At 66.4% G+C, this 18,325-nt stretch carries 19 protein-coding genes and 1 pseudogene; 6 read left to right on the top strand and 14 right to left on the bottom strand.

Translation table 11 applies throughout. The annotated features are described in order from the left end of the window. Window positions 1-10: 10 nt before the first annotated feature. From V5B60_RS10305 to V5B60_RS10320, 4 genes and pseudogenes are all read right to left on the bottom strand, one after another. Window positions 11-343 carry a hypothetical protein gene (locus tag V5B60_RS10305; RefSeq protein ID WP_332346914.1) on the bottom strand — a complete coding sequence of 111 codons (333 nt, stop codon included), beginning with the start codon at window positions 341-343 and terminating at the stop codon, window positions 11-13. Between the two features lie 181 nt (window positions 344-524). Next, on the bottom strand, window positions 525-1,415 hold the full coding sequence (locus V5B60_RS10310) for a hypothetical protein (protein WP_332346915.1): 891 nt from the start codon (window positions 1,413-1,415) through the stop codon (window positions 525-527). Window positions 1,416-1,455: 40 nt separating this feature from the next. After that, window positions 1,456-1,842, bottom strand: coding sequence for a hypothetical protein (locus tag V5B60_RS10315; RefSeq protein WP_332346916.1), 387 nt, complete (start codon window positions 1,840-1,842; stop codon window positions 1,456-1,458). Between the two features lie 512 nt (window positions 1,843-2,354). Beyond that, a pseudogene (locus V5B60_RS10320) lies at window positions 2,355-2,746 on the bottom strand (energy-dependent translational throttle protein EttA); the annotation flags it as partial. Between the two features lie 407 nt (window positions 2,747-3,153). On the opposite strand from V5B60_RS10320, the gene V5B60_RS10325 reads away from it, so the two are divergent. Continuing rightward, window positions 3,154-3,834 carry a hypothetical protein gene (locus V5B60_RS10325; protein WP_332346917.1) on the top strand — a complete coding sequence of 227 codons (681 nt, stop codon included), beginning with the start codon at window positions 3,154-3,156 and terminating at the stop codon, window positions 3,832-3,834. Between the two features lie 72 nt (window positions 3,835-3,906). Here V5B60_RS10325 and V5B60_RS10330 read toward each other — a convergent pair whose 3' ends face one another. Together V5B60_RS10330 and V5B60_RS10335 are read right to left on the bottom strand one after the other, a co-directional pair. Further along, window positions 3,907-4,284 carry a TA system VapC family ribonuclease toxin gene (locus tag V5B60_RS10330; protein WP_332346918.1) on the bottom strand — a complete coding sequence of 126 codons (378 nt, stop codon included), beginning with the start codon at window positions 4,282-4,284 and terminating at the stop codon, window positions 3,907-3,909. Window positions 4,285-4,332: 48 nt separating this feature from the next. Then, window positions 4,333-4,614, bottom strand: coding sequence for a DUF6364 family protein (locus tag V5B60_RS10335; protein ID WP_332346919.1), 282 nt, complete (start codon window positions 4,612-4,614; stop codon window positions 4,333-4,335). A gap of 133 nt (window positions 4,615-4,747) precedes the next feature. Here V5B60_RS10335 and V5B60_RS10340 point away from each other — a divergent pair. Continuing rightward, window positions 4,748-5,883 (top strand): IS3 family transposase gene (locus V5B60_RS10340; RefSeq protein WP_332346920.1). Its coding sequence is split into 2 segments (ribosomal slippage): window positions 4,748-5,012 and window positions 5,012-5,883, totalling 1,137 coding nucleotides; the frame shifts between segments, so codons are not numbered across the junction. 1,428 nt (window positions 5,884-7,311) lie between these two features. Here the strand turns inward: V5B60_RS10340 and V5B60_RS10345 are convergent. Then, the gene (locus tag V5B60_RS10345; protein ID WP_332346921.1) at window positions 7,312-7,557 is read right to left on the bottom strand and encodes an MliC family protein; all 246 of its coding nucleotides are present in this window, start codon (window positions 7,555-7,557) and stop codon (window positions 7,312-7,314) included. A gap of 84 nt (window positions 7,558-7,641) precedes the next feature. Then, window positions 7,642-8,082 (bottom strand): NUDIX domain-containing protein, encoded by a 441-nt coding sequence (locus V5B60_RS10350; protein ID WP_332346922.1) that lies wholly within the window; start codon window positions 8,080-8,082, stop codon window positions 7,642-7,644. Window positions 8,083-8,542: 460 nt separating this feature from the next. Here V5B60_RS10350 and V5B60_RS10355 point away from each other — a divergent pair, with 460 nt between their 5' ends. From V5B60_RS10355 to V5B60_RS10365, 3 genes are read left to right on the top strand one after another with little or no spacing between them, the layout of a single operon-like run. Then, window positions 8,543-10,489 carry a metallophosphoesterase gene (locus V5B60_RS10355; RefSeq protein ID WP_332346923.1) on the top strand — a complete coding sequence of 649 codons (1,947 nt, stop codon included), beginning with the start codon at window positions 8,543-8,545 and terminating at the stop codon, window positions 10,487-10,489. Further along, entirely contained in the window at window positions 10,486-10,917 is a 432-nt protein-coding gene (locus V5B60_RS10360) for a hypothetical protein (RefSeq protein ID WP_332346924.1), read from the top strand. Before V5B60_RS10355 ends, V5B60_RS10360 begins: the two co-directional genes overlap by 4 nt. A 34-nt stretch (window positions 10,918-10,951) precedes the next feature. Next, window positions 10,952-11,809 (top strand): hypothetical protein, encoded by an 858-nt coding sequence (locus tag V5B60_RS10365; protein WP_332346925.1) that lies wholly within the window; start codon window positions 10,952-10,954, stop codon window positions 11,807-11,809. 94 nt (window positions 11,810-11,903) lie between these two features. Here the strand turns inward: V5B60_RS10365 and V5B60_RS10370 are convergent, their stop codons facing one another. From V5B60_RS10370 to V5B60_RS10395, 6 genes are all read right to left on the bottom strand, one after another. Beyond that, window positions 11,904-12,698 (bottom strand): energy-coupling factor ABC transporter ATP-binding protein, encoded by a 795-nt coding sequence (locus V5B60_RS10370; protein ID WP_332346926.1) that lies wholly within the window; start codon window positions 12,696-12,698, stop codon window positions 11,904-11,906. Further along, window positions 12,695-13,510, bottom strand: a complete 816-nt coding sequence (gene cbiQ / locus V5B60_RS10375; protein ID WP_332346927.1) for a cobalt ECF transporter T component CbiQ — start codon at window positions 13,508-13,510, stop codon at window positions 12,695-12,697. Before cbiQ ends, V5B60_RS10370 begins: the two co-directional genes overlap by 4 nt. A gap of 86 nt (window positions 13,511-13,596) precedes the next feature. Continuing rightward, window positions 13,597-14,661: an energy-coupling factor ABC transporter permease gene (locus tag V5B60_RS10380; protein WP_332346928.1), complete on the bottom strand. Its 1,065-nt coding sequence runs from the start codon at window positions 14,659-14,661 to the stop codon at window positions 13,597-13,599. Between the two features lie 66 nt (window positions 14,662-14,727). Beyond that, the gene (locus V5B60_RS10385; protein ID WP_332346929.1) at window positions 14,728-15,876 is read right to left on the bottom strand and encodes an aminopeptidase; all 1,149 of its coding nucleotides are present in this window, start codon (window positions 15,874-15,876) and stop codon (window positions 14,728-14,730) included. After that, entirely contained in the window at window positions 15,860-16,600 is a 741-nt protein-coding gene (locus V5B60_RS10390) for an esterase/lipase family protein (protein WP_332346930.1), read from the bottom strand. Before V5B60_RS10390 ends, V5B60_RS10385 begins: the two co-directional genes overlap by 17 nt. Before the next feature lie 154 nt (window positions 16,601-16,754). Continuing rightward, entirely contained in the window at window positions 16,755-17,987 is a 1,233-nt protein-coding gene (locus V5B60_RS10395; protein ID WP_332346931.1) for a hypothetical protein, read from the bottom strand. Window positions 17,988-18,005: 18 nt separating this feature from the next. Here V5B60_RS10395 and V5B60_RS10400 point away from each other — a divergent pair, with 18 nt between their 5' ends. Beyond that, window positions 18,006-18,224: a hypothetical protein gene (locus V5B60_RS10400; RefSeq protein ID WP_332346932.1), complete on the top strand. Its 219-nt coding sequence runs from the start codon at window positions 18,006-18,008 to the stop codon at window positions 18,222-18,224. Window positions 18,225-18,325: the final 101 nt, after the last annotated feature.

The following is an 18,325-nucleotide window of genomic DNA, read 5'->3' on the forward strand; positions in this document are numbered from 1 at the left end:
CCACCAGTCCTCAATCTTCGGCGCGGCTGGCGAGCCAGCCACCAAGCGCCATTAGTCCAAAGAGCGCCACGACAAAGGCGAGCCAGAGAAGCAACCACGTGGAGTAGCCGTTAATGGCGTTTCCTGTCGTACTCCAAGCGGAGACAAAAACGACAATCTCTGCAACTATGGGAAAGGTAAATGCCGCACCGGCTGCGACGTAACCCCAGAAGCCCGGCCCAGCTAGACCGTAGGCAACGATCGCTGTGAAGAAATGCAGGATTGCGCCGCTTATCCAAACAAGTGGCATGGCGAACATGGAAGGAACTACAAGGACGCCTCCAATGATCTGGCGGATCTTCATATGGAGCCCTCTAACGTAGAAGTGAGCGGCCTTGCGCGGCTTTATGCGCAAGGTCCGCTCGACTGCCGGGTTGGGCGGCGCGGCGCACTACTTCGAGCACGACGAAGCACATGGTGGATAGCTCAATGTGACCGACATCTTGTTGAGACAAATTACGTGGTCATGCGCTTCACGCAATATTTCAACACCAAGGAACGCAGACTCTAGTGCCACCGGGTAGCGTCGCGGTCGGAGGGTCAATCTTGGGGAGTGGAATATTAGGCAGCGGGATATTTGGCAAAGGAAGATTCGGTAAATTGACTGTCGGAAATTCAATTTTCCATTGGCTTGGGTCGAGGGCCTTTATAACTTGCCTTGCGACGCCCCCATCTCCGCCCAGCAACTTGTTAAGCTCACTGTTCGGCCCGCCCTGAATGCCATATTTCTGAATATCGGTAATGCTTATGCCGCTGGTGGCACGAAAATATTTCGCTAGATCACCCTTCTCGGTCTGAGCGGCGCTCCAATTGTTACCCAAGAGTGCGAGTGCATTGCCTATGGTGCCCCGCAAGACCTGTGACACAACGTCTGGTTTGCACGATGAATCCAACTTTTGCTTTTCACTATTGATAGTCTTCTCAAGTGCATCGCGTGATTCAACAAGCTTTGGGCGAATCTTGCCATCGTAGTCAGCCTTGTACACGAGGCGAACGTATTCTGCCTCCTTCTCCGACGTGACCACCTTTGGATAAACCTGGCTCATGAATAACGCATGGGCGTCAAATTGTGGATCCTTTGCCTTCATTGCATCCAAGATCGCCTTGGTGCCAGGATCATCGGACCACGCCTTGTACGCGCCTTCGCGAATCGCTTCCACATATAGACCTCGCAACTCGCCGGGTGGTTCGACTCGGCCATCCCATTCACGAATAGCTTGATCGGCACGACTTCTAATTGCAGCGCTATTCGAATTAAATGTTTTTTCGGCATCTACGCATGGATCGGCCCAGTCGAGCAACCCCGCAGCATGCGCGGGCTGAAAGGCGAAGGGAATGAAAAAAAATGAGGCAATAATGAGTGGGGAGGCTTTCATATCATGCTTCCTTTGCGGCAGTGGTAGTTGAAGAACGCGCCTAGAGTTTGATATTCATGCGCTCAAGCGCCTTGATCACATCATTGTTTTTCCCTGGACCTTCAAGCACGTCTTTGCGCATTGTTTCCCATGCCTTAACTAGGTCGTTGTTGGGGCCAAGCCCGCCTCGCTGGAGATCGCCGAGCACAGTATTAATTGACTTTAGGATTGCTCCGTTTGGGCCGAACCCCTTGTCCCCCTTATTTAGTTCATCTCCAATGGTCTTGAGTCCGATGATAATGAGTGCGGTGACTGGATCAACTGGGGCGCAAACACCGGCCTCATTGCAGATCTCTGCAACAACGTCGGCTTGTGCCATGACCAAACCCGGACTAACAGCAGCGGTGATTCCGATGATGCAAGTCAATATCTGTTTTCGAACTTTCATTGAGGTTCCTCCTTTGAAGTGAGCAAGATGACGCGTTACGACGCGGCGCCAAGATACGAAGCGATGAGCTGAGGGGCTGCACCTTTCTGCCGCCCAACGTTCAGTCTACGCCAAATCCGGCGTAGACCCCGCTGGCCCGCGGGGCGCTCGCCGGGGCAGTTTGCCCGGCGAGCCGGTGCATAACTCAAAGTCTCCAGCGCAACAGTCGGAAAAATAACAAGCTTTTTTCATGAACACCCCCAAACGTTCCGCGGTAGACACCACCGTCAGCGGAATATGCACCCCGCTCGACCGGGAAAGACCCCTCGCTGTCGCGGCGGAGCCAGCACCCGTCGACGGAAAACCCCCTTGCTGGCGCCAGCATAGTCAGCGGAGCGCGGGTTGTCCAGATGCTCGATCCTTTGGCGCCGCGCGCTTGCCCCAGCGGTCTGCATACCATCGCGGATGGCGCGCAGTCGTTGGGTGCTTCCATTCCCGTGACGACGCGCAGCGCTGTGGGCCGGAAGGTCGTAGCGGGTGATCGGCCGGTAGGGGATCCTTTGCGGGTGGGAGGCTTCCGCGTCGAGGCGGCGCCGCTTGTCTTGCTCGTACTCGGGATCGTTGCCGCTGAAGAAGCGCCACTGTGAGTCGCCCTCGCAGGCCAAGAGTTGCGAGCAGATGCGGTCGAGGAAGCCAGCGATCGTGCGAGATCACCCGTACGCAGCCGGCGAACTCGAGCAACGCGTCCTCGAGTGCGCGCAGCGTTTCGACGTCGAGGTCCTTCCATGGCTCGTCGAGCAGGAGGAGGTTGCCACCGGCGATCAGCGTCTTCTCCAGGTGCAGCCGCCGGCGCTCGCCGCCCGCCGCCCGAGAGCTGGCCGAGGAGTTTCTGCTGGTCGGCGCCCTTGCGGTTGAAGCGGCGGATGGTAGGCATGTCCCGGCTCGAGCACGGCGCAGCAATGGACGGACAGCGGCGATCAGGCACGGTGCGCCGGCCGTGGCGACGCGATCAACGCGCGCCATCCCACGCAGGGCAGGGACGCCGACGAACGACGTGCCGGCGGCGTTGCCATCCACATCCGCCGGTCATCGCAGCACGGCCGCCGCGACCGCTGCCACGCCACGCGCAGTCGCAGCGGAATCTCTGCTCGCGGCACGGGCCTCGCCGGGCGGCAGGCTCGGTCGCATGCACACCCGGCCGCGCTCGGTCGGCCGCGCTCGGCGCGGCGACGCAGACAGTCGAGCACCCCATCAACCGCTTGCCAGAAAGCGCGCAGCGCGCTAATTTCCCTTCTGCAATCCTGCCATCAACCCTTTACCGGAGACCCCATCATGAATGACCGGGAAACTCGCCGTTATGACATGTTCGGCCGCGTGCAGACTTTCGGCAATGGCAACGCTGCGGACTTTGCTGCCGGCAGCAAGGCGGCCGGGCATTTTGCCCGGCTGGCGCAGATCATCCGGGACCTGGATGGCGAAAAAGCGCAGCAGGGTGGCGGTTCGGCGACCGCCAAGGACGTCCTCTTCGATTCGCTGCGCCTCGATCTGCAGGCCATCGCCCGCACGGCGCGCGCCATCGACGCGGGCGAACCCGGCTTCGCCGACCGTTTTCGCAGCCCGGAAAGCGCGGCCCGGAACGTGCTGCTCACCGCCGCCGATGCCTTTGCCCGCGAACTCGCCGACCCGGCCGTCGCGGCGAAGTTCATCGCTTACGAATTGCCCGCGGATTTCGTCGCCGAACTCGCGGACGATGTCGCCGCGATCCGTTCCGCCGAGTCGAGCATGCAGTCCGACGACCAGAGCGGCGTCGCCAGCACCGCCGCCGTCGGCCGCCTGATCCGCGAAGGAATGGCCGAAGTGATGCAGCTCGATGCGATCATCAACAACAAGTACGCCCGCAGCCCCGCCAAGCTGCGCGCCTGGGATAGCGCCAGCCACATCGAGCGCGCGCCGCGGCGCGAGAAGAAGCCCGCCGGCGGCACGCCGCCGAGCTCGACGAAGGCCGCGCAGTAGCCGCTGCGCGCGCCGATCGGCTGGCGGGCCACTCGGCTCCAGTCACTTCGTCGCGCGCAGATCTGCGAACGCCTACGACGGCGCCAGCAGCGTGAGTTGATTGCGCGCGAGCAACCTTCTGAAGTCACGGTCGAAGGTGACCAGGTGCTCGCCCAGATGGACGGCAGCCGCCGCCAGCCAGGCATCTGGCACATCGTTTCCACCGAGGCCCTTGTCGAGGCATTGCTGCCGAAGCTTCGCCCTCTCCGGTCCAAGGGTCGCCAATTGCACACCGGGCGATGCCACCAGCGCGTCGACAAAGGCAATCGCGTCTTCGATGGGCGTCGTGTTCTGAAAGATCTTCGGACTTGTGACGAGCCGGAGAAAGCTGGCCAGCACCATCGGCATCAAGGTGAAGACTGCGCCTTCGCTGGAAGTGCCCAGAGCCTGCTCCAGCCAGTCGCGCGCCACGCCATGATGGGATGATCGGTGCGCGAAGCGGCCAGCAGGACGTTGACGTCAGGCGTCATCGCCGAGAGCCCGCAGCAAAGCCTTGTTGCTCAGCGGGTCCACTCTTTCCACCAAGCCGCCCCGACCCTTGAAGACCGGCAAGCGAACTTGCCCGCGTCCGGACGCAGTCGCCTGCGCGCGCAGTCGTAGCTGCAGGCCTTCTTCGATCAAGCGCGTCAGGCTCGTCCGTTGCTGAGCCGCAAGGGCCTTGGCATCGGCAAGAAGCTGGTCGTTGAGGTTCAGTGTCGTCTTCATGCCGGGATAGTACAGATTTCTGTACTGGCCCGGCAACGCTCTCGAACAGTGCGCGGGAGCCTCGCCGTCAGGGTTGTTGGCCCATTCAGGTATGTAGCCACCTGCGGCGGTTCCGGTTTTTCGGACAGTCGGATAAGCTAAGGCCGACCGAACCGAGAAGGCATGAAAGATGGGCGTGAAACGCAAGCAACACGGTGCGCAATTCAAGGCGCAAGTCGCCATGGCGGCGCTGTCAGGGGAGAAGACGCTGGCCGAGCTGTCGGCGGAATACGGGGTGCATCCGACGATGATCAGCACCTGGAAGCAGGAATTGGTGAAGCGGGCTGGGGGGTTGTTCGAGCGCGGCGGCAAGACGGCCGCCGATCCGCAGAAGACCATCGACCGGCTGCACCAGAAGATTGGGCAACTGCAGGTCGAACGGGATTTCTTGGCGGGACAGCCCGCCATTGCCCGGCTGCTGAAAGGCGGGCAATGATCAAGCCGAACGCGGAGCTGTCCCTTCAACGGCAAAGCCAGCTGCTGGGTGTGTCGCGCAGCAGCCTGTATTACCGACCGCGGCCGGAGTCGTCCGAGGAAGCCGAACTGCTGAAACGGCTGGACCGGATCTTCACCGAGCACCCGGTCTATGGCAGCCGGAGGCTGCAGGTGGCGCTGGCCCGGGAAGGCATCGAGGTCGGCCGCCGACGCATCCGGCGGCTGATGAAGAAGCTGGGGCTGTGGGCGGTTACCCCCAAGCCCGACACCAGCCGGCCTCACCCCGAGCACAAGGTCTATCCTTATCTGCTGCGCGGCCTCGTCATTGACCGGCCGAACCAGGTGTGGGCCACGGACATCACCTACATCCCGATGCAGAAGGGTTTCCTGTACCTGGTCGCCATCCTCGACTGGGCGACCCGGCGGGTGCTGGCTTGGCGGCTGTCCAACACGCTGACGGCGGACTTCTGCGTGGCGGCGCTCGAGGAGGCCATTGCCAAATACGGTCCCCCGGAAATCTTCAACACCGACCAGGGCTGCCAGTTCACCAGCGACGACTTCACCGGGGTCTTGAAGGCCCATGGCATCCGGATCAGCATGGATGGCCGCGGGCGCTGCCACGACAACATCTTCGTCGAACGCCTGTGGTGGACGGTCAAGCACGAGTGGGTCTATCTGCGCCCGGCCGCCAACGGCATCGAGCAAAAGAAGAGCCTTGCCGAGCTCTTCGACTGGTACAACCGCCGCCGGCCGCACCAGTCGCTCGATTGGCAGACGCCGGACGAGGCGTATTTCGGCCGCCAAGCGGCGGCGCAATCCAGGGTGGCGTAAGCGATGGCCGCCCGGCGCTGTGGATTTGTGGACAGTCGGCTGCGCCGATCCCCGCCTTTGCGCTGCGCGCAATCCTGTGGACGGCCCGTGGAAAACGCGATGCGTTTCCCACCGCCCGCCCACAGGCCGGCGGCTGCCCACAAGCTCCACAGCGCTCAATCTCATCAGGATAAAATCCGGGAAAGTCAAAACCCTCACCCAACCACCGGCCTTAGCTTATTCGACCCCGGTGGCTGTCCAGACGACCGAAACCACCGCAACCGGGTGGGCGAGCCCACATGGATGGCGCATCAAGCGGCTGGCTTCTGACGCCAGACTCTGTGCATCAGCGGCGGGCGAAGGGGGTCTACTCCGTTTCGTGTCGAACCGCCTCGGCGCCACAACTGCCCTCGCAGAGCCCTTCGGGCGCCCCCACCCCTAGCCCAGCGCCCGAGGGCCGGGAAGTCAGAGGTGGCGCGCACGCCCCTGGCTCCAGCTCGCACGCTCCTCGGTTCAACTCGCACGCTCCTGGCCCCAGCTCGCACGCTCCTCGGTTCAACTCGCACGCTCCTGGCCACAGCTCGCACGCTCCTCGGTTCAACTCGCACGCTCCTCGGTTCAACTCGCACGCCCCGGGCCCCAGCTCGCACGCTCCTCGGTTCAACTCGCACGCTCTTGGCCCCAGCTTGCACGCTCCTTGGTTCAACTCGCACGCTCCTGGCTCCAGCTCGCACGCTCCTGGCTCCAGCTCGCACGCTCCTCGGTTCAACTCGCACGCTCCTGGCACCAACTCGCACGCCCCCGGCTTCAGCTCGCACGCCCGTGCCTTCCGCTCGCACGCCCCTGAATCAAAGTGGTCCGATCGACGCTGACGAAGAGGCTCGGGGAGGTCTGCTGCTGTCCCGGCGATCCGGTCGTGATCCCGGGCGCGTGCAGTTCGGGCGGCAGCCTTCGCGCCTGTCGGAAGGCCGCAGAGCGGCCTGTCTGTCCCCCGTGCGCGTTTCTGATCCTTCCGTTGAGGGCGCGCCTTGGAATCCGATTCGACCAGGCCGGCGAGAAAGTCGGAGAGCGGGACGCTGCTCTGCCTGACGCGTGCCTCTTCGCGGGCGGCCGTGTGGATGGCGCGCTGCGCGACCGGGACGACGGTCCACGGACAGCCGTCCGCGGGCCAGCGTCACATCGATCAGTGGGTGGGCCATGCGGCCGTTGCCGTCCCGGTACGGGTGGGTGTAGACGAACACGAAGTACCCGGCACGAGACGCATCGCGGGTTCCGACTGTTCTCGCAGCAGGTCGAGGAAGGCGGGCAGCGAGCCCCGCACCGCTTGGTGATGGGGCGGAAAGTGCCTGCAATGCGGGATGTAGACCGGGCCGTCCCGGTGTCCGGCCAGATCGGGGGGCCCCGAGGCGGAGCCTGTCGCTTCTCTTGCCGGCCGCTTCATTCGGTTGCTTACCGGGCAGCAGCCTGACATTCCGGGTAGGTCCTGCCGCCAACGACCAGCGTGGCGCGTTCGCCCCTGGACCAGAAGCCCGTCCGCTCGTCACTCGTCGCGACGCAGCGCGCACCGGAGGCGGCGACCACCGGTTGCAGGATGTCGGTTGGGCCCTCCGGCAGGAGTTGCAGGCGCTGGCCGTCGGCGCTCAGCCGGACACTTTGCTCGCCGCAGCGATGGTTGCGGCCGCCGTCGGGCGCCACTGCTGCCTCGTTGATCGCTGCCGCGAGGCTGATCGCCAGCGCCCCCGTGACGGTACGCAGTTCAAGCCGATCGCCGTCGAGCCGTCACGTCGCGGCCGTGGCGAGTGCGTCGAGGAGGCGGGCTTCCTGTTCAATGGGTGGCCGTGGAACGCCGGTCGTGTCGCGCGGCAGCTCCAGGAAACGCGCGATGATCTGCCGGCTGGCGGCCGACATGCGCCCGCTCAGCGCCTCGTCTTCTGCGACGAACCGGTGCAGTGCGGTGGCGTCATCGCCGGCGAGCGCAGTTCCGGTCGCTGCAGCCCAGAAGACCGAATGGCGATTGGTCGCCGACTCGTGCTCGAAGAGGAACAGCAGCGAGTGCGCCACCAGCCGCGTTTCCTCGGCGAGCTCGCGGGCGGCTGCCTGCAGGCGGGATTCGCCGGTGTGCACCCCGCCGCCCGGCAAGAGGACGAGTCCGCCCCGGTTCTCGACGAGGAGGATGCTGCCGTCGAGCTCGACGACGATGGTGGCGCGCTGTCGTTTCACGGCTTTCTTCGGCTCCTTGTGGTGTGTACGCGTTGCGGGTCGCGGTTGGTGGCGGGTGTCGGCGTCCGCGTACGGTAGCGCATTTTCGTCGGCAGATGTGCTGCGGCACGACCGCTCGCTGCCGCCGTGCCGTGGCAATTTTGCTGATTCACCGGTACGGCGCGCCCCGTCGGCATCCCGCATCGCCCGGGCGGCGTGCCATGAACCGGAAGCCAGGCATGGGCGGACCGCTGCCAGCTGGCGGTCCGACCTGGCATCACTGTCCGTGTGGCGGCTTGTCCCCAACTGGCGCGGCGCCGCGACCGGATCCTGGCGACATTCGTGCCGCGCAGGGTTCGCCAGAGCCTGCTATCCTTGCGTCACCCATCCGCATCCGGGTGCAACCGGATCCCCAAACAGCGAAGCGTTCGACCTCATGTACCCGTCACCCATGCGCGGCGGAGATGCGCCGAGTGATCCGTTGCCGCAGGTTTCAGCCGTCTGCTGCCGCACGGTGCATGTGCTCACCGACCTCGAGGGCAGGCGCGACGCGATCGATGATCTGGTCGACGCCGGCAGGCTGAGCTGCATCGATGGTGTGCTGGACTTCGTCGACCCGAACGACGGCCTGTACTTCGCTGGTGATGTCACGGACCGGGGTCCGTACACGATCCGCCTCGTCGAGATGCTGCTCGCGCTCAAATTGCGCCATCCCGATCGCGTTGCCTGGACCTACGGCAACCTGGACCTGAAGAACCTCGCCTTGCTGCGCGATCTGCCGCGCCTGACGCTCGGGACAGCGGATTACGCAGCCTGGCTGCAGCAGCAGCCGGAGACGGCCGACGCTGCGGCCGCGGGCGGCGTTGCCCTCGGCGATGAGCGGGCCGGCGGCCAGCAAAGGGGCAAGCGCGACACGCTCGACTGCCGCATCGAGTACTGGCTGACCCGGCAGGGTGCTGCGCAGGCCTTCGCATTCCACCAGCGCGAGCTCGCCGAAATGCGCGGCCGTCCGGTGTCGCGCGAAGAGGCTGCCGAGGACTACCTCGCACGGCTGCATCCGGGTGGAACGATGTTCGAGTTCCTGCGTCTGGGACAGATCGCCATCCTGCACGGCAACGTGCTCATCGACCACGGTGGCGTCTCGCGGTCGAACATCGGCTTCGTTCCCGGGGCTACCAGCCGGATCGCGGACGCGCGCCAATGGATCATCGCGCTGAACGCCTATGGGCGTCAGCAGATCGGGCTCGTCGAGCGGGCGGTTCGTTCGCCGGGTTGGCCGGCCAGCTTTCCCGACGGCTTCATCCACTATGCGGATGCGATCTGGGATGCGACTGCGCGGGAGGGCGCGGGGGCGCTGTTCATGAACGACGTCAGCCTGATCTACCCGTTCCGGCAGCGTGAGCGCGGCAATTTCCGCGTACCCGACGAGGAGGCGATCGCCTATCTGCGTGCTGCCGGGATCGACACCGAGATCGTCGGCCACTCGCCCTTCGGCGATTTGCCGGGACCGCTCAGGGCAGACGGCTTCCTGCGACTGATGGCGGATACCTCGCATCGCCGCGCCGGGGCCCATTCGACGATCAGCATCGACGTGCACGGCGGCATCCGCGTCCGGGGGGTGAGCGCGCGTGGCATCGCGACCACCTGCCGCGTCTCGGCGAAGAGTCCGCCGCCGATCGGCATGGTCACGCGGGAAGAGGGCTATACGGTCGTCGGCAGGACGCGGATCGACGGCGCCACGCGCTACCTCGTCAGCAAGTATTTCGATGGCCACAACATTCGTGACCAGGTGATCGATCGTGCGGAGCTGCTCCGCATGCAGCCGGAGCCGGCGGTCGCACGCTCTGAACCGGAGGATACCCGCCGGCACTTTGAGCTGCTCGTTGCCGAGTTGCAGCGCAGGGGCAAGCGCATCCTGGCGCTCGACGCCGTCGAGACGCTGATCGGCAAGCGAAGGCCTGTCGTCGTCTCCGGATTCTCGAAGTTTGGCCATTCGCCGTTTGCCGAAGCGAGGATCGAAGAGGAAGCACGCGCTCTGGTCGCGCAGATGGCGTCTCCCGAGCGGGAGATCCTGATTACCGGCGGCACCGATATCGGCTTCGAACTCGTCGTCCATCGCGTGGCGCGTCAGCAGGGCTACGACATCGTCGGTTTCATCCAGCAGGGTTCCATAGCAGGCGAGATCGACCTGGTCGACACGGTGGTGTTCGCTGGAGTGCATCAGGACTGGTCTGCGCCCCTGCTGGCCGCGCTCACCGTTGCCGAGGCCCACGCCGGCTACGCGGTGTTCGTCGGTGGCGGCAGCATCGTCACCGAGGGTATCGAGCACGCCGCGCAGATCGGCATGCCGTACTTCGGGTATACGTCGTCCCCGATTTGTCTCAGCGCTACAAGCGCATGCAGTCGATCGAGCACCGGGCGGCGATGACCCGACTCCTGTTCGACGGTGACGAGCAAATCCGTGTGCTGCAGGTGCAGGCAGACGACCGCTTCGGTGGCGGCGAGTTGTGGGAGCTGCTTGCAGGCGTCCGGAAGATTCATCCCGCGGCGCTGGTCTTCGTCATTCTCGGCGGCGATGCGCTGCGCTGGTACGCAGCTTTGCCGGTCGGCCTGCGGCCGCCAGGTGTCGAAATCCTGGCGAACGACCGGCACGACGGAGCACCGCTGCCCGCGATGGTCGACGGCTTGCCGGTGCACACCATCGACGACCTCGATCGCGGTCTGTCAGCGACTTCGATTCGCCAGGCGCTGCGGGCGGGTCGGCCTGCCTCCGGGCTGGCGCCGAAGGTGGCGGACTACATCCGCCTGCACGAACTCTACGCCGGTGAGGCCGTTGCCCCGGACGAGCCATGCTGAAAGCGCAGCGGACATGACAGGGAGAAAGCTTGCAATGAGTACCCCAGCAGCGATACCGTGTTTTTCCATCGACGCGATCGGCTTCGATCCGGCGGGCCTGGTGCTCCCCAGCCGTGATCTGCGCAAGGCATTGCGCTTCGTGCTGCCGCTGCCGGCCTTCGCCGGTGAGGAGTTGCGCTATCCCGAGCGTTACCCGGCGGACATGCGGCGGCGTGACGGGTCGCGGCATCCCTTGGCGGCGATGCCCCATCCGAAGGCCGGGCAGCCGCTCGAAGACTGGCGTGGAAGGCCGATCGTCGGCACGGACGGATCGGTGCCGCGCGGTGTCGTCTTTTTCAACTATGAGGACGCGACCTTTCAGGGGGTCGGCAGTGGCGGCGAAGGGATCATCATCTTCAATCGTCCGACTCCCGAGCAGGCGAACGAGCTGCAGCGCTTCGTGCAGGGCATGGGTGGCCCGGCAGCGCTGGACTCGGTCGCACGGGTGCGGCTCGTGCTCGAGCGCGCGCAGCAAATCGGCCTCGATGACCGCTATGACTCGACTTGCGCCTACGCCGCGCGATCGCTGGCGGTGCTGGCGGATGCGGCGACCGGCATTGCCGGGTTTGGCCTGCACCTGCGTACCAAGGAGATGATGTGTGCCGTCTTCGTGCCCGGACCGGCACGCGTCGGTGACCTGCATCTCGATACGGAAGGTGGCGTTTTCCTGCTGGTCTCCGGTCATCGCGAAAGCCGCGAGCGCGAGGTGCGTACCGTTTCGCCAGGAGCCTTCAGCGAAACCTACACCGCGCCGGACGGCTCGCGGATCAGCGCGGCCGACCTGCCGCTCGAGCGCCCCTGGGTAGCGCGGGCGGCGGCGTCGCTCGGCCACGCTTCCGTCGGTCCGGTCTGATCCGCTATGCGGCGCAGCGTCTGGAGGTGCTTTGTGTTTCGGCGCGCGTCACTTCTCCGCACGTCTGCCGCAAGGCTGGCAGCGTGTCCACGGCCTACCGACGGTTCAACCCGTGCGGCCCGGGCGCCGGCCGTGCACCGGCGCCGCTGCACGAGGGGCAAGCCTGCAGGCGCAACGGCTTCTCGAGACGAGCGGTCGCCAGTAGTGCCGCATCCTGCAGGAGGACGGCGCTGGCACCGTCGGCAATGATTCGTCCTTCACCGAGGACCAGCGTCCGCGGGCAGAGATCGAGCACCATGTCGAGATCGTGCGTGGCGATGATCAGGGTCTGCTCGAAAGTCTGCAGCAGCTCGATGAGTTGCCGCCGCGAAGCGGGATCGAGGCTGGACGTCGGCTCATCCATGAGGAGGATCGTCGGCGACAGCGCCAGGACTGCGGCGATGGCGACGGAGCGCTTCTCGCCGGTCGACAGCCGGTGCGGCTGGCGTTGCGCCAGATGCGTCGCGCCGACGACGGCGAGCGCCTGCATCACCCGCGCGTTGACTTCTTCCGCCGGCAACCCCAGGTTCGCCGGGCCGAAGGCGACGTCGTCACAGACCCGCGGCATGAAGAGCTGATCGTCGGGGTTCTGGAAGAGCATGCCGACACGGCGGCGCAGCTGCGGCAGATTCTCGCGGCAGAGCGGGAGATCGGCGATGCGCACGCTGCCGGCCTGGGGCAGCAGGCAGCCGGCGAGATGCAGCAGGGTGGTCGATTTGCCGGCGCCGTTGGCGCCGACGATCGCCAGCTTCTCGCCGCTGCCGACCTCGAACGAGACGCCGTGCAGCGCCGTCTGGCCATCGGCGTAGGCATGCCGCAGATCGCTGACGGCGACGAGGGCTTGCGTCACCACGGCAGCAGCTCGCCGAAGGCGTGGCCGAGTGCGGGTGCCGGGTCGAGGAAGCGCAGGCCGAGAAGGACTGCCGTCCAGCCAGTCAGGAAGGCGACATCGCGCCCGCCGATGCGCAACGGGCGCAGCAGGCGGATTTCGCCGTCGAAGCCACGGCACTGCATTGCCAGGTAGATGCGCTGCGCGCGATCGAGCGTCCGCAGCAGCAGTTGCGCCAGCAGGCTGGCGACGACCGACAGTTCCATGCCGCGGCGACCGAATGAGCGCTGCGCGCGTGCCCGCGACAGCCGCATCGCCTCATCGACGAGAACGAAGAGGTAACGGTAGAGCAGCAGCAGCTGGACGACGAAGGGGCGCGGCACGCCGAGTCTGGCAAGCGCCAGGCAGAGCGAATCGAAACCGGTGCTGGCGACGAGGATCAGTGCGGTACTGACCGTGAGGACGAAGCGGAGCATGATCGACGCGAAGGAGATCCAGCCGCCGGAGATCCCGATCGACCCGACATGCAGCAGGGTGGCGCGGTCGAACAGCGGATTGAAGAGGCCGATGCAGAGCGCAAACGGTACCGCCAGCAGCAGATGGCGCAGGATGTAGCCGGGTGGCAGCCGCGCCAGCGCGAGCAGAATGAGCGGGTAGATGGCGAAGGGCAGCAGTGCCGAGACTTCGTACTTGGCGAAGGACACCACGCAGACGATGAAGAGCAGGGTGGTGATCAGCTTGACCCGCGGATCCAGGCGATGGATCGGCGAATCCCGGTACGCGAGGCTGTCGAGGTGACTCAGGTGCGAAGACGCGGCGTCGATCCGGGTCATGGCTGCCGCTTTTCTTTGCGCCGAACAGCGCTGCCGCCAGCCACCGGGCGGAGCCGGTGGGCGCGGTCGGGCGCGGTTCCGGCCGCCTAGGGCCGCTGCCGGAGCCGCAGCAGGACGAAGCCGAGCAGGCCGGCGAGCAGCAGGCTGATGGTCGCCCCGATGAGGCCGGAGAAGGATGTTCCGGCGTTGACGTCGGGCCACGCCTTCTCGATCTCGCCGACCGTTCCGGCGACCTCGCCGGCAGCGGTCGCGTCGCCGCTCTCCGCCGCCTGCCGGAAGCCGTAATCGGGGAGCAGCGCGGTCCTCTCCTGCAGCGCCGCGGCCAGCGAATGCGCTTCGCTCACCGGCGTCGGCAGCGCTTCCTTGCCGGTGCTGTGAAAGATCGCCCATTCGAGCCCGTCGTGCCGTGACGATGCGAACCAGGAGAGCAGTCCGCCGGTGAGTGCGGTCAGCAACAGCAGACCCGCAAGCAGCCTGCCGCCGCCATGCGGCGGCAGCTGCCGGCCGCTGGCAGCGACGGCCAGGAACTCGGGGCGCGCACGGCCGACGAAGTTGACGACGGCCGCCGTCAGCAGCCCCTCGATGATGCCGATCGCCAGATGGATCGGCAGCATCAGCAGCAGGAAGGTGGCGAAGGGCAGGTCGGAGATCCCCGAGAACCAAGTCTCGAGAACGACGCCGGCGGCGCCGAGTTGCAGGCCGACGATCGCGGCGACCAGCGACCCGGCGACGACGCGTTTCCCGGCGACCTGCGTGCCGGCAATCGGCCGGTAGATCAGCGGGTAGGCGATGAAGCAGGGAAAGAAGGCGAGATTGAAGATGTTGCAGCCGAGTGCGAGCAGGCCGCCATCGGCGAAGAACAGCGCCTGCACGCTGAGCACCGACGCCAGCGTCAGGAAGGCGGCGTACGGACCGAGCAGGATGCTGAGGAGCATGCCGCCGCCAAGGTGGCCGCTCGAACCGGTGCCCGGAATGCTGAAGTTGATCATCTGTGCGGCGAAGACGAAGGCTCCGAGCACCCCCATCAGCGGCACGATGCGGTCGTCACCGTCAGCCTTCAGCTTGCGTGCGCTGTAAACGGTGATGCCGGCCGTGGCCGCCCACATCACGCCGCCGACCAGCGGCGAAATCAGTGCGTCTGCCATGTGCATGGGAACTCCTCCCTGTGTCGGAACCAGTGGCTGCGACCATCTCGTAAGAAGATTCTAGAATAATGCTTAACGGCCTGGCAAACTGTTTCCGTCCTGGCTGCCGCGGGCGACTTCGCGCTCGCGCCCGCGGCCGGGCTTTTCTGGCAGCAGCATGGCTTCCAACGCGGCTTGCCGCTCACTCGCGGCGAGAGCGGCGAGGCCGGCGACCTCGCGGTAGAAGCGCGGCAGGTCGCCATCCTGGCTGGCGAGAAGCCGCTCGAAGGCTGGCACCAGCTCACTGTAGAGCGCCAGCGAGGCCAGCCGGGCGTTGTTCAGATCGTCGCCGACCGTGCGCTCGTCGCCCGCCTGGCCGCTCCATTCCGCCAGCAGGGCGGACCGCTCCCGGCGCAGCGCGGCGAACGACGCCGCCTTGGCAGCGCGCTTCTCGGCGGACGGCAGCTCGCTCGCGTAGAGCACGGCGAGACGCTCGCGATGGCTGTGCAGAAGTGCCAGCCAGGCTGCTCGCCGCTGCCGTTGTGTCGCGTCGGCTGCCCGCAGCTCGTCGTTGCCGTGTTCGCGCAGCCAGCGTCGCAGCCCCTCTTCCTCGACGGCCGTCGCGAACGACTCGTTGAAGCGGGTATCGCCCGGTACGAAGACGGTCTGGTGCGCCAGCTCGTGAAAGACGGTGCGCGCGACCGCCAGTGTTCCCTGCTGCAGGAAGGTGTTGAGCACCGGGTCGTCGAAGTGACCGAGGGTCGAATAGGCGGGCACGCCGGCAACGAAGGTGTCGTAGCCGTCCTGCCGCAGCTCGGTGGCGAGCGCCTCGGCAGCGCGCCGGTCGTAGTAGCCCCGGTAATTGACGCAGCCGACCATCGGCATGCACCACTCCTTCGCCCGCAGCGACAGTTCCGGCGCGGCGAAGACGTTCCAGACGACGTAGGGGCGACCGAGGTCGGCGTAGCTGCGATAGCTGCCGTTGTCCGGCAGGCCGAGGTCGCGGCTGGCAAAGTCGCGGATCGCCTGCACCTCGGCCAGCCGGAGCCGGAGATCGGGATCGGTCGCCGGTGCGCGCAGCAGTTCGTCGATCGGCGTTCGCGCCCGCATCAGCTCGAGATGGCCGCCGATCGCCTGGCCGTAGTAGCCGATCTGGCCGCAGGCAGTGACGCCGGCAGCCACGCCGGCAGCCAGCAGGACGGCGGCAGCGCGCCGCGGCGCCGCCCTACGGCGCCAGCGCATGCTGGAAACGGCCGCTGTCGAGGAAGGACGCGATCTGCTGCGCGCAAGATCGGGCGACGAGCAGTTGCGAGTGCGCCAGCGGCAGCGTCAGGAAATCGGCAGTGCCGGGCAGCCGCGTTTCCGCCAGCGTCACGACGCCGTCGTTCGGTCGCGGCAACCCCGGAACGACGCGGCCGAGGCCGCAGCTGCGCGTGCCGGCGATGACGCCGACCGTCCCCGTCGCCGGCGCCGTTGCCCAGCCTGCCGGCCTTGCCAGCCACTGCATGATCGAGCGCCCGAGCAGTGTGGGCATCCCGGGCACCGTAGCCAGCCTGTGGGCGCAATGGCTGCCCTGGCAAGGGGTGCCGAGCAGGACGACACGCTGCAACCGGGGCTCGCTTGCCCGTGCGAGCATCTCGAGGATCAGCAGGCCACCGAGGCTGTGACCGACGAGGTGGATGTCGCGCGCCCGTGTCGCGGCGACGAAGCGCTGCAGCCTTTCGGCATTTTCCGCCAGCGTTCCGCGGACGCTCGGGTAGCCGAAACGTCGCGTGCGGTAGCCCCGCTGCGCCAGCCAGCGGGCGTGCAGGCTGCAGACCGCCGACGGCGTCCACAAGCCATGCACCAGGACGACGGTCGCGGCTGGCGGCCGCGGCAGTGGCTGCACGGCGGGGCGCCGGGCGTCGCCGGCGCCGGTGACACCGGCGGGCGGCGGCGGGTCGCGGTCATCGACGACGGGGGACATCCTGGGATTCCGAACGGGCGCAATGCTGACGATGGTCAATCGTAACACCGTGCCTGCGTCCGGGATCCGGCTGCTGACTGGCCCGTCGCCGCCTTCCGCGTTCGTCGCGCTGCCCCGGCCTCGTCAATGCAGAGGCTGCGCGCCGGCCGGGACTTCAGTCTTCGCCGTGCGGCAGCCGCTCGAAGACCAGGCGGCGGATTGCCAGTTGGTGGCTCAGGACTTCCCTGTATGACCAGACGGCGAGTTCCTGGCGCAAGCGCTCGTCGATGCCGCGCAGGGGCAGTTCGCCGCGTGCGCCGGCCGGCGGCAGCTCGAGCGCATCGCGCAGCCGCTGCTCGCCGTCCTTGATCCGGTTCTCGGTACTGGCATTGCGCTGGTTGCGATCGATCAGGCCCTGGTTCTGCTCGAGGCTGCCGCTGACTCCGGTGACGCGCACGCGGCTGTAGTCGACGTCGAAATACGCGATGTGCGTGCGCAGCCGATTGATGGCCGAGGTTGCCGACGGTTTTGCCTGCTCGGCGAGCTCGGCGCCGCGCTCGGCGGCGCGGCGCTCGCGGCGCACCCTTTCCTGCTCGGCGCGCCGTTCCTCCTCCTGCTTCTCCTGATCCGTCTTGCTGTCGTCGGACATGATCTCGTCGAGGCGTTCGCTGAACCACTCCCAGATCTTCTGGATTTGCTCGCCCAGGAAGGATACCGCCCGTTCGAGTGCCGCCAGGGTGTCGCGGAATTCGTCCATGTATCCCTGGAAGCGGACGTTGGCGGTGATCGACTGGGTGACGGTGTTGACCCCTGGTTGTGCCATCGATGCGAAAACCGGTTCGGGGGCGAGTCCGATCACGCTCAGCGCGCGCGTCTCGTCGCGCGAATGGTCCTCGGCCACGACCGAGGCGCCATTCAGCCGGGTTTCCAGGCGAACGTCCCACTTGAAGTAGGCGTCGTTCTTCCACGCCCGCGCCATCAGTGTCGGCTGCACGATGCAGCAGTGGCTGCCCTCGATCTTGAAATCGAACGACCAGTCCTGGCTGATCGTCCAGGTGCCCTCCTCGAGCAGGCCGATCAGGCGATCCTTGAACGCGATCACCGCTGCCAGCGCTTCGCGGGCGCCGCTCGCGGTGCGCGGGTTGAAGCTGGCGATCGTGTCGAGGACCGCGATCGCCACATCGGCCAAGAGATCGCGTCTGGCGTCGATGCGCATCGCGGTCCACTCCTGCTTGACTTCGATGGCTGGATTGGGCCCGGGTTCGGGGGTCGAGAACGGGCCGGCGAAGTCCGGGCCGACGTGTGGTGACTGCGGTGAGGTCACGACGGTCGGGGTCTGATACTGCGCCTTGCCGGCGGTCAGCCGGCAGGCGGCATCGATGGCGATGCCACTGAGTGCGGTGCTCATGATCCTTCTCCTCGATCGATGAAACGCCGAGAGTGGACGCTCGTGGGCGCCTGCGGCGACACCACGCGGGCCAGCCTGGCGCCGCCCGGTGGCGGTGCGGCCGGCGTCCGCTGCGCTCTGGCGGACGGCCTCGGCGCAGTCGTCGCCATGATCACTTCGACGGCCCGGCCGCGCCCGGTGTTCCGCTCCGGCCCGGCAAAGGGTTGCAGCCACCCGGTTGCCGGTCCGGTTTCGTGACGAGGGCGCTGCCAGCGGGGGCGCCGCGGCGGTGCAGACGCCGACTGCTGGCGCGGGGGGCGTGGCTCCCGCGCGGCCGTTGGCCGCTGCGCGACGTCGCG

This window comes from Accumulibacter sp. (assembly GCF_036625195.1).
Classification (GTDB): Bacteria; Pseudomonadota; Gammaproteobacteria; order Burkholderiales; family Rhodocyclaceae; genus Accumulibacter.

What these genes read in the sequence shown, in the direction of transcription:
- V5B60_RS10305 (WP_332346914.1), bottom strand. Translation starts at nt 343, where the DNA reads ATGAAGATCCGCCAGATCATTGGAGGCGTCCTTGTAGTTCCTTCCATG.
- V5B60_RS10310 (WP_332346915.1), bottom strand. Translation starts at nt 1,415, where the DNA reads ATGAAAGCCTCCCCACTCATTATTGCCTCATTTTTTTTCATTCCCTTC.
- V5B60_RS10315 (WP_332346916.1), bottom strand. Translation starts at nt 1,842, where the DNA reads ATGAAAGTTCGAAAACAGATATTGACTTGCATCATCGGAATCACCGCT.
- V5B60_RS10325 (WP_332346917.1), top strand. Translation starts at nt 3,154, where the DNA reads ATGAATGACCGGGAAACTCGCCGTTATGACATGTTCGGCCGCGTGCAG.
- V5B60_RS10360 (WP_332346924.1), top strand. Translation starts at nt 10,486, where the DNA reads ATGACCCGACTCCTGTTCGACGGTGACGAGCAAATCCGTGTGCTGCAG.
- V5B60_RS10365 (WP_332346925.1), top strand. Translation starts at nt 10,952, where the DNA reads ATGAGTACCCCAGCAGCGATACCGTGTTTTTCCATCGACGCGATCGGC.
- cbiQ (WP_332346927.1), bottom strand. Translation starts at nt 13,510, where the DNA reads ATGACCCGGATCGACGCCGCGTCTTCGCACCTGAGTCACCTCGACAGC.
- V5B60_RS10380 (WP_332346928.1), bottom strand. Translation starts at nt 14,661, where the DNA reads ATGCACATGGCAGACGCACTGATTTCGCCGCTGGTCGGCGGCGTGATG.
- V5B60_RS10385 (WP_332346929.1), bottom strand. Translation starts at nt 15,876, where the DNA reads ATGCGCTGGCGCCGTAGGGCGGCGCCGCGGCGCGCTGCCGCCGTCCTG.
- V5B60_RS10390 (WP_332346930.1), bottom strand. Translation starts at nt 16,600, where the DNA reads ATGTCCCCCGTCGTCGATGACCGCGACCCGCCGCCGCCCGCCGGTGTC.
- V5B60_RS10395 (WP_332346931.1), bottom strand. Translation starts at nt 17,987, where the DNA reads ATGAGCACCGCACTCAGTGGCATCGCCATCGATGCCGCCTGCCGGCTG.
- V5B60_RS10400 (WP_332346932.1), top strand. Translation starts at nt 18,006, where the DNA reads ATGAAACGCCGAGAGTGGACGCTCGTGGGCGCCTGCGGCGACACCACG.